Here is a 15,593-nt window from a genome sequence, read left to right as displayed (position 1 = left end):
GCCTCCCGGTTGGCGTTGGTCGCTGACGCCAGTTTGTATTTTGCGACCAATTGGGCGAGTGCACCATGGTCATCAAAGTAAGGGAAGATGCATCGCCGCAAGAATCCGCTTATAACCGTAGCATGGTTTTAAAGACAAATAAACTCTTAATGTGGCTTGATAGCTTAAGTGGTTTCGTGGTATCCGATAGGATCTTATGAGAAAAAGATGGTATTTATTTTTTGAGAAGATCTGATGTAGGTGCATTTTTAAGCATGCGTTCTCTTAAAGCATCGTAAACTGGTGCGCTCTGGAAAAGTGTGGGGACAATGTTTGCACAAACACTGGCTACAATTAAAGGTACAGCGAGCACAGTCGAGCCACTCATCTCCATAATTAATAAGATGCCCGTGATGGGTGCGCGCACAATTCCTGCAAAAAATGCCGACATAGCCACAAGTGCGAATGCAGCGGGATCCAGCATAAAGACCTGATCGGTTAGTAAGTTGATGCCCTGAGCAAACAAATATCCGATGATGGCGCCTACCAGCAGTAAAGGAGCAAACAGACCACCCGGTGCTCCGAAGCTGTAAGAAACCGAACTTAAAATCCAGCGTATCGCTAAAAGCATAATGAGGGCTGAGGCAGCAAACTGACCTGATAACACCATATTGACTTGATAGTCGCCTGGACCCACCCAATCGGCATTGAAATATGTCAGGATGGCGATGGGTGCTGCGACTAAACCAGCTTTGATCCAAGGGGAGAGGCGAGGCGCAGTGTTGCTAAATAGGTTAAGCCCAAACATGACGGTTCGGTTGTATTGCATGCCTAGCCAACCCATCAGAAAGCCGAGAAGGGCATAGATCACTAAATGGTTGATTTGTGGTTCAGCAAGCTTGACGGTAATAAAGTCGAGCTCATTTCCATAAACGCCGCGATACACAGTAATGGCAGTAGCAACGGAAATCATCGCTGCCATGGCACGTCGCATTGTGACGCGATGCGCCACTTCTTCAATGACAAACAACACACCAGATAACGGTGCATTAAAGGCTACAGACAAGCCAGCCCCTGCCACGGCGGTGTACATCAAGCGAATGTCATCAACGGCCAGTCTGAACAATTTAGCGCAGTATTGCCCAATGATTGCGGCCATTTGAATGGTGGGCCCTTCGCGTCCTAAAGCCAATTGTGGAATGACCGCAAAGATGCCACCAATAAACTTGACGGGTAAGGCTGCAAATTTAGGCGGATTGATTTCTTCACGCATGACCGCTTCGATATGTTGAACCCCGCTACCTGAAGCGTAAGGCGCAAATCGAATCAGCCAGCGTGCAAAGGCGACACTACAGCCGGTGATGACCATGAGGAATAATAAACCCGGAATCAGATCTTGATGGGTTTTAAGATAAGTGACAAAGGCCAGAAAATGGTTTTGTCCATGAAATAAAGACCAATGAAATGCGCCGCCCACTAAGCCGCTTAATCCACCGGCAATGGCAGCGACCATCAGAAGTTTGATGAGTCCCGGGTTGATGTCATTGAAGGATTCTTCAATGACCGGTGGAATGGCATTTTGGATCATGTCGATTGAGTTTGGAGGATTGTCGCTAGGTGAATTTAACAGATTATCAAGTTAAGTTTTATGGTTCGAGTCATTGTTTGAAAATGATTGTACAGTCAGCCAAGGTACGGACTGGCGCGAGTTTCACCGCTTTCTTTAGTGCAAAGATTAAGAGCGTGGCAAGTTATTGAATAAACTTGCCACGTTCACTGCGCATCACATATAGAACTGTGTGGTGGTTAATGACCTTAGCGCATCACAAATGGATTGCTTGGGACATTGTCGTCATAGGAAATCCAGACGCTTTTTGTTTCCAGATACTCCTGAATCGCAACGATCCCACTTTCTCGACCTATGCCCGAATGTTTCATGCCGCCAAATGGCATCATGTAACTAATTGCACGGTAGGTGTTGACCCATATTGTTCCGGCCTTGATCGCGGCAGACATGCGAAAAGATCGGCCCATGTCTTTGGTCCAGATACCTGCCGCAAGGCCGTAGATCGTGTCGTTTGCAATACGGATCGCATCGGCTTCGTCTTCAAATCCAATGATAGATAACACTGGGCCAAACACCTCTTCTTTGGCAATACGCATCTCAGGGGTGACATCTGTGAAGATAGTGGGTTCAACAAACTGGCCGCCGGGTAAGTTTGCATCAGTGGCTGGGCCACCCCCTAAAACACAACGTGCGCCTTCTTGTTTTGCGATGCGCATGTAATCGAGTATTTTTTCGTATTGTGGCTGAGTTGTGACTGGACCAATGTTGGTGTCAGGCTTCATGGGATCGCCTTTACGGGCGGTCAGACCAAGCTGAACCAGTTTTTCAGTGAATTGCGCTTTGATCGAGTTTTGAACCAATAGACGCGAACCGGCAATGCAAGTTTGTCCCGTTGCCGCAAAAATGCCTGAAATCACGCCAGAAGCAGCGGCATCCAGATTGCAATCATCAAACACAATATTTGGGGATTTGCCGCCTAACTCAAGCGAGACTCGTTTCATGCTTTTTGCAGCTTGTGCGTAAATTAAAGCGCCTGTTGCATCTGAACCTGTAAATGTGATTTTTGCGACTTGTGGATGATCGATGAGTGCCGAACCGATTTCTGCACCATATCCGGTGACGACGTTAAAGACGCCATCGGGAAAGCCCGCTTCACGAGTCAGTTGCACAAACTCCAAGGTTGAGACCGAGGCAAACTCTGACGGTTTGATGACTACGGTGCATCCGGCCGCAATGGCAGCGGCGCATTTCCAAGCGACAAATAAAAGTGGAGAGTTCCAGGCGGTAATGGCCACCACCACACCCACTGGTTCTTGTCGTGTATAGGTGAAATGCTGCGGTTTGTCGATCGGCATCACGCTGCCTTCAATTTTGTCGGCTAAACCCGCAAAGTATCGCCACCAGTTTGGTTGGTAATTGAGTTGACCACGCATTTCTGTGAGCAATTTACCGTTGTCACGAACTTCAATTTCTGCAAGGTGTTCTGCGTTTTTCTCAATGAGGTCAGCTAGGCGAATCATTAATCGCGCACGCTCTGATGGGTTCATTTGCGCCCAAGGACCTTCTGTCATTGCCCGATGTGCGGCCATGACGGCTAAATCCGCATCTGCGGCATTACCTTGAGGGATTTGTGCCCAAGCCTCACCTCGATAGGGATCCACGCTATCGATCCAGTTGCCATTGGTCGGCGCAACGTCCTGACCGTTAATGAAGTGATTGTATTTTTTCACAATGTTGCCTTCTCTGATGATGAAAAATCTGATCTTTGAGCAGATCAAGGAGTGTTGTTTATGTTTTTTATATCATTGATTTGGTGTGATATTTTCGTATTTCTTGCTAGAGCTACGCGTTCCGAAAGTCTCACGCTCGTGGTGTATGTGATACGCTCAAATATTCACAAAGTGCAGGTTTGAAAAAAGTTTTTTAAGCGTTGATGGAATCGTGATCAAATTAGATTAGCATCGTTGTGCGATTTATTAAATGCGTAACCACACGGTCTACACCATGTGCTAAGTAAAATCTTTATGCCTCGTTTGAGACTCATCTGTTCTTCAGTATGAAATGATCGGTATAAATTGAAAAATAATTTCATCAAAACTTACCGATTGTCTATTCGCATGTAATGCACGTAAAGTCCATTTTTTTTGTTATCGAGTGCTATATGCGTAGTTCATTCTGCCGTCAATATCTCCTTTCACTATATTCCTTGTACGTGTCGGGCGGATGTTTTGTGATTTTTTCCGCAGCTCAGAGTAAGCTTGATGAACAAGTGAGTAAAAAACTCAAAATAATGAACCTTAATCTCTCAGGTTCAATGAAAGGAGACTGTATATGACGAGGCACGTTCCTGATTTTGTGAAACACAAAGAACTTCAGCGTTGGGTGTCGGAAATTGTTGACCTGACCAAGCCGGATCAAGTGGTTTGGTGTGACGGCTCTCAGGCTGAATATGATGAGTTGTGTGCACAGCTTGTGGCTCGTGGCACGTTGATCGCGCTGAATCCCAAGAAGCGCCCCAATTCTTTTTTGGCGAGATCATCAGTCGATGACGTGGCACGCGTTGAAGATCGCACCTTTATTTGTACTGAAAACGCAATCGACGCGGGTCCGACAAATAACTGGGAAGATCCGGCACAGATGCGTCAGACACTCAACGGACTGTTTGATGGCGCCATGCGAGGCAGAACGCTTTATGTAGTGCCATTCTCAATGGGACCCCTTGGATCACCGATGGCTCGCATTGGTGTTGAGCTCACCGATTCACCTTATGTCGTTATCAATATGAAATTAATGACACGCATGGGACGTGCTGTTTATGATGTCTTGGGTGAGGACGGTCTGTTTGTACCCTGCGTACACAGCGTGGGTGCTCCATTACAGCCAGGACAAAGTGATGTGGCTTGGCCGTGTAATGAAACTAAATACATTGTGCATTTTCCTGAGACGCGTGAAATCTGGTCTTACGGATCAGGTTATGGTGGCAATGCGCTTTTAGGTAAGAAATGCCTAGCGTTGAGAATTGCATCGTCGATGGGGCAGGCACAAGCCAATGATGATTCACCCGGCTGGCTTGCAGAGCACATGCTGATTTTGGGGGTTAAAACCCCATCTGGTGAAAAACATCACGTTGCGGCCGCTTTTCCTTCAGCGTGTGGCAAAACCAACTTTGCGATGCTGATTCCACCTGCTGAACTGGCCAGCCAAGGTTGGGAAATTACGACCATTGGGGATGACATTGCCTGGATCTGGCCTGATGAGAAAGGTCGACTTAGAGCCATTAACCCAGAAGCCGGTTATTTTGGTGTCGCACCCGGGACCAGTTATGAGTCAAACTACAACTGCATGAAAAGTTTGAATCAGGACGTTATTTTTACCAACGTGGCGTTAACGGATGATGGTGATGTGTGGTGGGAAGGTATGACCGATCAGCCGCCTGCGCATTTGATTGACTGGCAAGGTCGAGATTGGACGCCTGAATTGGGTGCGAAAGGCGTGAAAGCTGCACATCCGAATGCCCGTTTTACGGTGAGCGCAACGCGCAATCCTGTGCTGGATGAAGCGTGGGATGACCCTCAAGGTGTCGTCATTGATGCGTTTGTCTTTGGTGGTCGCCGTTCAACCACGGTGCCTTTGGTGACGCATGCCCGAGATTGGGAAGAGGGCGTGTACATGGCAGCGACCATGGGGTCCGAAACGACAGCTGCTGCAACGGGTAAGCAGGGGGTTGTGCGTCGTGATCCATTTGCCATGTTGCCGTTTTGTGGTTACCACATGGGTGATTACTTTGCCCATTGGCTGTCCCTAGGTCAGTTCTTAGCAAAACGCGGTGTCCAATTACCACAGATTTTTTGTGTGAACTGGTTCAGAACGGATGCCCAAGGTCGATTCGTGTGGCCTGGATTTAGTGAAAACGCCAGAATCTTGAAGTGGATGATTTCACGTTTGCAAGATCAATCAGGTGGAGAAACGCACTTTTTTGGCACAAGTCCTTCCTACACAGACATTGATTGGACAGGCTTGTCATTTGATCAATCCCAGTTTGATCAAGTGTCTTCGATTGATGTGGCTGCGTGGCGTGAAGAGTTTGCATTGCATGATGAGCTGTTTCAGTCACTGAGTGACAAAATGCCGACTGCTTTGCTGAAAATTCGTGAAACGATGCAAACCCGCCTGGATGAGATGTCTGAAGACGTCTGAGTGCACTGGATGCCATGGAGAAATTGATGAGAACATTTGATACAGTGACGCATCGATTAAGAAACGCCAAAATCATTGCGACATTAGGGCCTGCCAGTGATGAGTTGGACCGAATTCGTGACTTGTTTGAGGCAGGTGCGGATGTGTTTCGATTTAATTTCAGCCATGGCACCTATGACGATCACCGCCGGCGTTATGAACTCGTACGTCAAGTTGAGCGTGAGTTTAATCGTCCTATCGGTGTGTTGATGGACTTGCAAGGCCCTAAACTCAGATTGGGCTTAATTGAAGGCGGCCATTTGTCTGTGAAAGCGGGTGATCAGCTGATTCTGGATCAGGATGCTGCGTTGGGCACTGAGATGCGGGTGCCTTTGCCCCATCCAGAGATCTTTGCAGCGATCCAAGCTGGCGATATGTTGCTGATTGATGATGGTAAAGTGCGCTTGCGAGTCTTGCGTTCAGACGCAACCCATGCGCGTGTTGAGGTTTGTAATGACGGTGTTTTGTCTGATCGCAAAGGTGTTAATGTGCCAGGTGCGATCTTGCCGTTGTCTGCGCTCACGGACAAAGACAAGCGTGATCTGGCTTTTGGTTTAGAACTCGGTGTTGATTGGGTGGCTTTGTCGTTTGTGCAGCGCGCACAAGACATTGAAGAGCTCAAAGCATTGGTCGACAATCGTGCCTGGGTGATGGCCAAACTCGAAAAACCAGCGGTATTTGATGCGCTCGAGGAAATTGTGTCGCAAGCCGATGCTGTGATGGTTGCCAGAGGTGATTTAGGGGTTGAGAGTCCACCTGAAGAAGTCCCTGTTTTACAAAAACGTATCATCCGCGTGTGTCGAGAAATGGGCAAGCCTGTGGTGGTGGCCACGCAAATGCTGGAATCCATGATTCAGACACCGGTGCCGACTAGAGCAGAAGTGAGTGATGTGGCGGGTGCGATTTATGATGGTGTGGATGCGGTGATGTTATCTGCTGAATCGGCTTCAGGCACATATCCGGTTCAAGCCGTCGATATGATGGACCGAATTATCCGAAATACAGAACAGGATTCTTTACAGCGTGACACGATGCAAGCTGTACAGTCACATCGTGACGGTTCGGGGCGTGATGCAATTTCGGCGGCCATTCGGACCGTAGCCGATGCCTTGGATGTGTCTGCCACCGTGGCATTTACCGCATCAGGTGCGACAGCCTTGCGTGTGGCGCATGAGCGACCACGCAGTGCGATTGTGAGCATGACACCTTATTTGTCAGTCGCTAGACGATTAAGTTTGGTGTGGGGGGTTCACTCCACGCAAGCACCTCAAGTGTGCAGTGCAGATGAGATCATGGAGCATTCCACACAAGCGGTGGTGCGCCATGGGTTTGCGAAACCAAAGAAGGCCATTTTGATTGCGGCAGGTACACCATTTGGTGTTTCAGGTACGACCAACTTATTGCGTATTGCGTGGGTCGATGATTGGGTGCAAAAAACGGATGAAACAATTTAAACGTGTGTTTTGCACCTTATGTCTGAGGCCACTTCACTTAGGCTGAAGTGGTTGTTTTGCTGATGATTTCATCAATGAGTTGGTTTAATTGTGTTGCTGGGAGCGCGCCCGAGACGCGTCCAATTTCTTGACCACCGTGAAAAACCGCAAGTGTCGGGATAGAGCGAATCTGATAAGTTGCTGCCGCTTCTTGTTCTTCTTGCGTATTCACTTTGGTAAACAAGAGCTGCCCACCATATTCTTTTGCGGCTGCTTCAAAGGTCGGTGCAAACATCCGACACGGACCACACCAAGGTGCCCAGAAATCAACAATCATGGGCAGAGCGTTTGTTGTGACAACTTCTTGCAATGATGCGCCATTGAGTTCAATTACCTGACCCAGTATGGGTTGCTGACAAGCTCCGCATTGTGGGTTTTCATGCAGACGGTTGGTTGGTGCTCGATTTGTTTTTTGACAGTGCGGGCATCTGATTTGCATACGGAAGCTCCTGATTAGTATTTTCTTAATATATAAAATTATATAACAAATAGTTCTCAAATACAACTGATGAAACAATTTGTCGGCACAATCAGCTTCTAGCTTGTGTATAGTCACAACAGTGCGCGAAGACATCGCATCTCTTTGAATCTGGGTGGGCTCAGTGAAGTCTGAAATCTTGCAAGTTCGTTTCTTTTTGATTCTTTTGGTCATTATCTCACTAGTGTTTGTGTGGATGGTGATGCCTTTTGCAACGGGTATTTTCTGGGCCGTTGTCTTGGCCATTTTGTTTTTTCCGATTCAAAAGCGTCTCACAAAACGTCTGCCACGTTATCCCACTGTCAACGCCTTGCTGACGCTATTGCTTGCGATACTGGTCGTTTTGTTGCCGATTACATTCATTACGCAGTCAGTGGTTTCCGAGCTTTATGTTCTTTATCAAAGCATTCAAAGTGGGTCGTTTGATGCTGGACATCTATATGAAAAAATTCTCAATGGGGTGCCACCGACAGTGCATCGCTGGCTTGACCACATGGGGTTTTCGAATCTAGAGGCAATGAAAGACAATATTTCGCAATTTGCCAAGCAGGCTGTGCAGCTTATCGGTAATCAAGCTTTTAATCTTGGACAAAACACATTTATGTTCGTCATTGAACTGGGCATTATGTTGTATCTGATGTTCTTTTTGCTGCGGGATGGTGAGAAGCTCTCAAATCTGATTACTGATGCGATTCCTTTGAGTAGCACACATAAAACAAGGTTTATGAGTCGGGTGGCGACGGTTGTACGTGCCACCATTAAGGGCAACGTTGCTGTGGCTGTTTGCCAGGGTATTTTGGGTGGGCTGATTTTTTGGGTGCTGAACATTCCACAACCGACGTTGTGGGGTGCCGTGATGGCGGTCTTATCGTTATTGCCTGCGGTAGGGGCTGGTTTGGTCTGGGGCCCAGTTGCAGTTTACTGTTTGGCAACGGGTGATATTTACAAGGGTGTCGTTCTTGGACTGTACGGCTTGTTGGTGATCAGCCTAGTCGACAATGTTTTAAGACCCATTTTGGTTGGCAAAGATACACGTTTGCCCGACTATCTGGTTCTGTTGTCGACTTTAGGTGGTTTAAGCCTGTTTGGTTTAAGTGGGTTTGTGGCAGGACCTTTGATTGCCGTGTTGTTTTTGGTGGCCTGGGATCTGTTTCGAGTCATGAATGACAATCAGCCTTCACTCATTGACATTGATGAATCAGACGTACCGCCTCAAGTGGATCAGTCGTCGACAGCATCAGACCCAAGATCTAGCGATCAAGCAGATTCGTAGCGCGAAACCACGTGTTTTGATCTTCACATAAGAAAACTACGATTTCTTCGTCATTCATGAGTTCGATTAGGTCGAACATCGTGTGCAATGGGGTGGGATCGTCAGAGCTTAATGCGCCGACGTGGATAGGGTGGCCACGCTCAAAGATTTCTTCAGGAATCAGCTCAGGTAAGAGACCAGGATCAGGCGGGCCCACTACTAGAATGATGGTGACTGAAAACTCGCCGAGTGCGTCATACACACTGGGCTTAGCGGTAAGACGAATTTGAGTCAGTTGTGCACCCAAGGACTCTAGAGGGAAAATATCAAAATCTTCTAGCATCAGATGCAGCCTATTCAGTGTTGATAGAAACGTAGGTTGTGATTCAGAATTGTTTTACCTAAAAGCATTGGACGACTGCAAGGTCGCCCAATTGCTTCAATGGTTAGGGTTGATCTACTTAATCGCGTTGCTCTTGGAGAGCACGCATCACAGCATTGAGCATGTTTTGTAATTCGTGCGTCATGAGTGTGAAGTCTGCATCTAAACGTTCGGATTCATTGAGTGTGGCATCGGCTTGCGCACGCTCTTCCAGAATATCGAGCGGTTGTATGCGTCGTAGGTCCGATTCTTCGGTCAACACAAAACTGATCCGATCTTCCCAAGTGAGTGCCAAACGTGTGCATTGATAGCCATTTTCAACATGCTGCGTGATGGTCGGTAAATCGACATGATGTTTGGCGTAACGAATAACGCCTGTAATATCGCCAGAAGATTGCCACTGACTATCTGCATCAATCGTAAAGCCTTCGTCAGCTTGTGCCTTGATAGACCAGTCGGTCATAAGCTGGGCACTAGATTTCTCCAAACGTAAAGGTTCAGCTGGGTAGGGGTGTAGGCTCTTACCTAACGCTGAAAGAACGTCTTCGGTCTGTGCATTAGCGGCAGCATCAATGACGAGCCATTGGTTGACCGGATCAATCCAGACACGTACATCACGGGCAATACTGAAGGCGCGCGGCATGAGTGACTCGATGACCATTTCTTTGAGATCACGCAACTGCTTGCGACCAGGGCGATAGCCTTGCTCTGCTTCTAGGACTTGAGCGCGCTCTTTGACCTCCTGATTGACAACGGTTGCGGGTAGTAGTTTTTTTTCAATCCGCAATGCCATCAGAATTTGGCCATTGATATTGACCGCTAGGCGATCATCATCTTCTCGAGGAGGCACCCAACCTTGAGAAACCGCACTTAAAGAATCTGAAGGGGTGAAGCGATGACTGGCCAGCGCTTGGTCGATCTCACTCCAGTGTTTAGTCCAGTGATTGGCCAGTCTGAAGACTTTGAGATTTTTGAACCACATATGTTTGACTCGCTCAGTAAAAAGTGAACAAGTTTAGTGCAAGCAGGCGAAGTGTCAACCAGAAGTCTTCCCAGTGGTTGTTTTTATCCGTGAGATAAATAGCTAGCCATTCCGTAAAAAAAACCCCTTCATTTGCATGAAGGGGCTAAAAAGCCGGTAGGGTGCAGCAGTCCCATCCGGCGGGGGACTATAAACCAGCGTCATCTCACTTGGTTTGACTCTACATGAATGGGGCGATCGCTGATTTGAATTCTCTTCCTCACATTGAATTGTTGTTTTTGAAACTGTGCCAGATTTGTGATGTGTTGTGTTTTAGAAGACAGCCTTTTGAAATTCAAAACACATCAGCAGGCATCATAGGCGATTAACCTGACACCAAGCTGACAGGTTTGAATAATCTGTTGCATGGAAGTGACGATCAGTAATCACTCACTTAAGTGAGTTTCTCTACCTAAACGATTCATGACAGTCTGCCATAAGGGACAACAAGCAGGTAGATATCTGTAATTGCGTGTTTCACTCCGCAAAACAAGCATGATTGCTCGAAGCGATTTCGATGTGAATTTCAATTATTGATGGATGTCGTTTGGAGGTGGGACGTGTTGAGGACTTGCGTGGTTTTGGGGGTCAGGCTTTTGTAAGCAATAGCCAAGTCCACGGACTGTGGCAATATGAACGCCGCTACTTTCGAGTTTTTTACGTAATCGATAGACGTAAACCTCAACTGCATTAACTGTCACTTCTTCACCCCATTGGCATAAGAAGTCGACGATTTGATGTTTATTGATGATTTGTCCAACGCGCATCAGAAAGATTTCGAGCAGACTGATTTCACGGGCTGATAGTGGTAGTGGTTGATTGTTCACTGTCACGGTACGCCCGACTTGATCGAATGTCAGTGTGTCGTAGCGTAACAAGGGGTTTCCAGTTCCTGAAGTACGCCGAATTAAGGCGCGAACCCGTGCTTCAAATTCTCGAGATGAGCATGGCTTGGACATAAAGTCATCTGCACCAGCATCAAGTAGGCGTACGCGCTGCTCTACAGAATCTGAAGCCGTTAGGATGAGGACAGGGAGTGTGTTGTTGTGTGCGCGTAAGTTTTGCAGAACTTCAACGCCAGAAAGACCTGGTAGGCCGAGATCTAAGATTAAGAGATCGAAATGTTGCGTGCGCAACACAGTATCCGCAGTCATGCCATTATTGACGGCATCGGTTGCATAGCCCAGTTGTCTCAGTGATTGCGTTAGGGCATCTGCGAGTGCATGGTCATCTTCAACAATCAGAATTCTCACAATGCAGGTCCAATAGTCAGTGTGGTCGCAGAATTCAGGCGATACTTGCTAAGGATTTAGCGATAATCACCATTCTACACACTGAAACAATCAAGGATGTGTTGATACGCATATTTCTCTTGTTCAAATCTGTTTTTCCTGAAATTATTCGTTGCGTTACGTTATAAATTATCTATACTGTTCATAAATACAGTAATATGAGATGTCATAATTAAACATGACAAATCATCTGGCAGATGATTACGATATCTCGCAGGTTTAACTCACCATGCGATACGATGAATATCTTGTGCGGCAAATCGACCAGTCGTTAAAAATCGACTCATGCGTGATGTTGCTGTTTCTCTAGTTTCACGTTCAGTTAAGGGAATTTTTATATGAGCGATAAGTCTACGAAGTCAGTTGCGAATTCAGAAAAAAGTAAAGCACTGGCGGCGGCGCTTTCTCAAATTGAAAAGCAGTTCGGTAAGGGTTCCATCATGCGTTACGGTGATAACGAGGTGGAGCATGACATTCAGGTGGTCTCCACAGGCTCACTTGGACTGGACATTGCTTTGGGCGTCGGTGGGCTGCCCCGGGGGCGCGTGATTGAAATTTATGGACCAGAATCTTCTGGGAAAACAACGTTGGCCTTGCAAGCAATTGCCGAAATGCAAAAGCTCAACGGTGTATGCGCGTTTGTAGATGCTGAGCATGCTTTGGATGTGCAGTACGCATCTCGCTTGGGTGTGAATCTGACCGATTTGCTGATTTCACAGCCAGATACGGGTGAGCAGGCTCTAGAAATTACCGATGCTTTGGTACGTTCTGGGTCGGTGGATTTGATTGTGATTGACTCAGTGGCTGCATTGGTGCCCAAAGCAGAGATTGAAGGTGAAATGGGTGACTCTTTACCCGGTCTTCAAGCGCGCTTAATGAGTCAGGCGCTACGTAAGCTGACTGCTACCATTAAACGTACGAATTGCATGGTGATCTTTATTAACCAGATTCGTATGAAAATTGGTGTGATGTTTGGTAGCCCAGAAACCACGACAGGTGGAAATGCGCTGAAGTTCTACTCATCGGTTCGTTTGGATATCCGACGCATTGGTGCCATTAAAAAGGGCGATGAGATCATCGGTAACGAAACGCGTGTCAAAGTCGTTAAAAATAAAGTCGCACCACCATTCAAACAAGCTGAGTTTGACATCATGTATGGTGCTGGTATTTCACGTCAAGGTGAAATTATTGACTTGGGTGTTCAAGCCGGTGTTGTCGACAAAGCGGGTTCTTGGTATAGCTACAGTGGGACTCGCATTGGTCAGGGTAAAGACAATGTTCGTGAATATTTGCGCGAAAACCCATTGCTTGCCCATGAGATCGAGAACAAGGTTCGTGAGCATTTTGGGGTGGTGACTCTAGGTGAACCCCCAGTTGCCGAGCCTGAGAAGCCAAAGCAGGATGAATGAAAGCTCGCATTTCATTAAAAGCTCGCGCTGTCCGATTGTTGAGCCAGCGTGAGCATTCCCGCCAAGAACTAATCCGTAAGTTACGATCTCATGTTACAGATGAATCTGAACTTGAGCGTGTGTTGCAAGAATTGGCGGATCAAGGCTGGCAGTCGGATGCGCGTTTTGCACAAGCGCTCACGCGTCGGGATCAGGTTAAGCACGGCATACGTCGAATTGAAATGACTTTGCGTGAGCGCGGGGTAGATCAGGCGCTGATTGAAGAAAGCCTAGAAGCCCTGAAAGACACAGAGTTTGAGCGTGCGTATCAGGTCTGGTATAAGCGTTTTGGTGCAGCAGGCTTGCCACAAGAGCCTCGTGAGTACGCGCGTCAGGCGCGATTTTTAGCGTCGCGCGGATTTGGGAGCGATCTAGTCATTAGGATTTTGGAAGGACAGCGTCCAGACGCTTGGGATGACTCTGAAAACTTTCATGCGGACTTCGGAAATTTGTAAGTCTGTAAGGTCTGTCATTGTGGTATTAGAAGTTCGCGCTATACTGAACGGATATCTGAACCCAAGCTTGTTGCGAGATGCCTTTACCAACCCCTGATTATCCCCGCACCCCTTTGCATAACCGAACCATTCGTGCCCAGTCTTTTGAGCGCGAAGATGGTCTATGGGACATCGATGCAGAATTGATTGACACCAAAGCGTACGATTTCACACGGCGCAGTGGTGAAGTGCATGAAGCAGGTCGGGCTGTGCATCACATGCATGTACGAATTACTTTTAACGAAGCCTTTGAGATCGTGGCTGCTCAAGTGGTCTACGATGCAGCACCTTATGGAAAACAGTGCAGCTGCATTGCAGCAGCCTATGGTGATTTGGTTGGCATGAATCTGGTCAAAGGTTTCAGACGTGCAGTTAAAGAACGGTTTGGCCGTGTCGCTGGCTGTACGCACGTGAGTGAGCTCGCAGGTTTTTTACCGACCGTAGCTATACAAAGTCGGGCGGGTTCTCGGGCCCGTAAACCTGTGCAACCGGCTGGGCGTCGCCCGTTTCAAATTGATGGCTGTCATGCGCTGAGTCAGCATGGTCCGATCGTTCGGGAGTTTCACCCGGATTGGTATGTCCCGCTGACTGAAGAAAGCAAATTGACAGCCAAATCGGATTGCTCATGATCACTTCTCAATGGAGTGATCTGGCGAAAGCCGTTACAGATTTCGGCAAAGCGCTGGTTAGTCAGGAAGATATCCATGATCACTCCAGACATTTAAAATCTGTTTTTAACCCTGTCTCAAATTTAACGACCGAACAAGGTACACATGAATATCCACGAACATCAAGGTAAGGAGCTGCTGCGCAAATATGGCGTGACAGTACCCCAGGGATTTCCGGTTTATGACGTTGAGGAAGCGGTTTCTGCCGCTGAAAAACTCGGCGGTCCAGTCTGGGTGGTGAAAGCTCAGATTCATGCAGGCGGACGTGGCAAAGGCGGTGGCGTTAAGCTCGCACGCTCTTTGGACGAAGTCCGTGAAATGGCTGGTGAAATCCTCGGCATGCAATTGGTGACGCATCAAACAGGACCTGAAGGTCAGAAAGTGCGTCGTTTGCTGATCGAAGAAGGCGCAGACATTAAGAAAGAATACTACCTCGGCATTGTGACTGATCGCGGCACACAACGTGTTTGCGTGATGGCATCTAGCGAAGGTGGTATGGATATCGAAGAGGTTGCTAATAGCACCCCTGAGAAAATTCTCAAGGTTTTTGTTGATCCAACCGTTGGTTTCAGCGAGAAAGAAGCACGTGAGATGGCCATTGGCATTGGTGTGCCTGAAGCAAGTGCTGATAAAGCGGCTGATCAGTTCCGTCGTCTCTATCAGGCGTATATCGAAACAGATGCGTCATTGGCAGAAATTAACCCATTGATCCTGACCGGCGGTGGCGATATTGTGGCATTGGATGCCAAGTTCAATTTTGACTCGAACGCATTGTTCCGTCAGACTGAAATTGTTGAATATCGCGACCTGCATGAAGAAGATCCACTGGAAGTTGAAGCCAGCCGTCATGATCTTGCTTATATTCAACTTGATGGCAACATCGGTTGCTTGGTCAATGGTGCTGGCTTGGCGATGGCCACAATGGATACGATCAAACTGTTTGGCGGTGAGCCCGCTAACTTCCTGGACGTCGGTGGTGGTGCGACAGCAGAAAAAGTGACTGAAGCATTCAAAATCATGCTCAGCAACGAAGATGTACGCGCAATCCTAGTGAACATTTTCGGAGGTATTATGCGTTGCGACGTCATTGCAGAAGGCGTGATTGCAGCTTGCAAGGCGGTCAATCTGAATGTGCCGCTGGTGGTGCGCATGAAAGGTACGAATGAAGAACTGGGTAAGCAGATGCTGGCCGATTCCGGATTGCCAATCATCAGTGCTGACACCATGGCCGATGCCGCACAAGCTGTTGTTGATGCTGCCAAATAAACGTCAGGGATTTAAAA

13 protein-coding genes are annotated in these 15,593 nt (G+C 47.6%); 7 read left to right on the top strand and 6 right to left on the bottom strand.

Annotated elements, in window-relative coordinates; translation table 11 throughout:
• Positions 1 to 214: 214 nt before the first annotated feature.
• Together ACOI06_RS07020 and ACOI06_RS07015 are read right to left on the bottom strand one after the other, a co-directional pair.
• Entirely contained in the window at positions 215 to 1,567 is a 1,353-nt protein-coding gene (locus ACOI06_RS07020; protein WP_420661829.1) for a ClC family H(+)/Cl(-) exchange transporter, read from the bottom strand.
• A gap of 227 nt (positions 1,568 to 1,794) precedes the next feature.
• Positions 1,795 to 3,276, bottom strand: a complete 1,482-nt coding sequence (locus ACOI06_RS07015; protein ID WP_420661828.1) for an aldehyde dehydrogenase — start codon at positions 3,274 to 3,276, stop codon at positions 1,795 to 1,797.
• Between the two features lie 601 nt (positions 3,277 to 3,877).
• Between ACOI06_RS07015 and ACOI06_RS07010 the strand changes: the two genes are divergently transcribed.
• Both ACOI06_RS07010 and pyk read left to right on the top strand, forming a co-directional pair.
• Entirely contained in the window at positions 3,878 to 5,743 is a 1,866-nt protein-coding gene (locus ACOI06_RS07010) for a phosphoenolpyruvate carboxykinase (GTP) (protein WP_420661827.1), read from the top strand.
• Between the two features lie 26 nt (positions 5,744 to 5,769).
• Positions 5,770 to 7,236 (top strand): pyruvate kinase, encoded by a 1,467-nt coding sequence (gene pyk, locus ACOI06_RS07005; RefSeq protein WP_420661826.1) that lies wholly within the window; start codon positions 5,770 to 5,772, stop codon positions 7,234 to 7,236.
• A 37-nt stretch (positions 7,237 to 7,273) separates the two neighbouring features.
• Here pyk and trxC read toward each other — a convergent pair whose 3' ends face one another.
• A complete protein-coding gene (gene trxC / locus ACOI06_RS07000) occupies positions 7,274 to 7,714 on the bottom strand; it encodes a thioredoxin TrxC (protein ID WP_420661825.1) in 441 nt (146 codons plus the stop codon).
• A gap of 163 nt (positions 7,715 to 7,877) precedes the next feature.
• Here trxC and ACOI06_RS06995 point away from each other — a divergent pair, with 163 nt between their 5' ends.
• Complete coding sequence (locus ACOI06_RS06995; protein ID WP_420661824.1) at positions 7,878 to 9,026, top strand: AI-2E family transporter; 1,149 nt, start codon at positions 7,878 to 7,880, stop codon at positions 9,024 to 9,026.
• Here ACOI06_RS06995 and ACOI06_RS06990 read toward each other — a convergent pair.
• The 3 genes from ACOI06_RS06990 to ACOI06_RS06980 all read right to left on the bottom strand — a co-directional run bounded on the left by ACOI06_RS06990 (position 9,004) and on the right by ACOI06_RS06980 (position 11,661).
• A complete protein-coding gene (locus ACOI06_RS06990) occupies positions 9,004 to 9,348 on the bottom strand; it encodes a hypothetical protein (RefSeq protein ID WP_420661823.1) in 345 nt (114 codons plus the stop codon). The genes ACOI06_RS06995 and ACOI06_RS06990 overlap by 23 nt on opposite strands.
• 118 nt (positions 9,349 to 9,466) lie before the next feature.
• The gene (locus ACOI06_RS06985) at positions 9,467 to 10,369 is read right to left on the bottom strand and encodes a recombination-associated protein RdgC (protein WP_420661822.1); all 903 of its coding nucleotides are present in this window, start codon (positions 10,367 to 10,369) and stop codon (positions 9,467 to 9,469) included.
• Positions 10,370 to 10,938: 569 nt separating this feature from the next.
• On the bottom strand, positions 10,939 to 11,661 hold the full coding sequence (locus ACOI06_RS06980) for a response regulator transcription factor (RefSeq protein WP_420661821.1): 723 nt from the start codon (positions 11,659 to 11,661) through the stop codon (positions 10,939 to 10,941).
• A 377-nt stretch (positions 11,662 to 12,038) separates the two neighbouring features.
• On the opposite strand from ACOI06_RS06980, the gene recA reads away from it, so the two are divergent.
• From recA to sucC, 4 genes are all read left to right on the top strand, one after another.
• Positions 12,039 to 13,109: a recombinase RecA gene (recA, locus tag ACOI06_RS06975; protein WP_420661820.1), complete on the top strand. Its 1,071-nt coding sequence runs from the start codon at positions 12,039 to 12,041 to the stop codon at positions 13,107 to 13,109.
• Complete coding sequence (recX, locus tag ACOI06_RS06970) at positions 13,106 to 13,603, top strand: recombination regulator RecX (RefSeq protein ID WP_420661819.1); 498 nt, start codon at positions 13,106 to 13,108, stop codon at positions 13,601 to 13,603. Before recA ends, recX begins: the two co-directional genes overlap by 4 nt.
• Before the next feature lie 77 nt (positions 13,604 to 13,680).
• Positions 13,681 to 14,271, top strand: a complete 591-nt coding sequence (locus ACOI06_RS06965; RefSeq protein WP_420661818.1) for a DUF2889 domain-containing protein — start codon at positions 13,681 to 13,683, stop codon at positions 14,269 to 14,271.
• 144 nt (positions 14,272 to 14,415) lie between these two features.
• A complete protein-coding gene (gene sucC / locus ACOI06_RS06960) occupies positions 14,416 to 15,576 on the top strand; it encodes an ADP-forming succinate--CoA ligase subunit beta (protein WP_420661817.1) in 1,161 nt (386 codons plus the stop codon).
• Positions 15,577 to 15,593: the final 17 nt, after the last annotated feature.

The sequence above is a fragment of the Orrella sp. 11846 genome, assembly GCF_048820935.1.
Classification (GTDB): Bacteria; Pseudomonadota; Gammaproteobacteria; order Burkholderiales; family Burkholderiaceae_B; genus Algicoccus.
The sequence above is the reverse complement of the archived record's forward strand: the minus strand, read 5'-3'. Positions and strand labels throughout refer to the sequence as shown.

Excerpts from the sequence above, each read along its gene's own strand:
- ACOI06_RS07020 (WP_420661829.1), bottom strand. The coding sequence starts at position 1,567 with ATGATCCAAAATGCCATTCCACCGGTCATTGAAGAATCCTTCAATGAC.
- ACOI06_RS07010 (WP_420661827.1), top strand. The coding sequence starts at position 3,878 with ATGACGAGGCACGTTCCTGATTTTGTGAAACACAAAGAACTTCAGCGT.
- pyk (WP_420661826.1), top strand. The coding sequence starts at position 5,770 with ATGAGAACATTTGATACAGTGACGCATCGATTAAGAAACGCCAAAATC.
- trxC (WP_420661825.1), bottom strand. The coding sequence starts at position 7,714 with ATGCAAATCAGATGCCCGCACTGTCAAAAAACAAATCGAGCACCAACC.
- ACOI06_RS06990 (WP_420661823.1), bottom strand. The coding sequence starts at position 9,348 with ATGCTAGAAGATTTTGATATTTTCCCTCTAGAGTCCTTGGGTGCACAA.
- ACOI06_RS06985 (WP_420661822.1), bottom strand. The coding sequence starts at position 10,369 with ATGTGGTTCAAAAATCTCAAAGTCTTCAGACTGGCCAATCACTGGACT.
- recA (WP_420661820.1), top strand. The coding sequence starts at position 12,039 with ATGAGCGATAAGTCTACGAAGTCAGTTGCGAATTCAGAAAAAAGTAAA.
- recX (WP_420661819.1), top strand. The coding sequence starts at position 13,106 with ATGAAAGCTCGCATTTCATTAAAAGCTCGCGCTGTCCGATTGTTGAGC.
- ACOI06_RS06965 (WP_420661818.1), top strand. The coding sequence starts at position 13,681 with ATGCCTTTACCAACCCCTGATTATCCCCGCACCCCTTTGCATAACCGA.
- sucC (WP_420661817.1), top strand. The coding sequence starts at position 14,416 with ATGAATATCCACGAACATCAAGGTAAGGAGCTGCTGCGCAAATATGGC.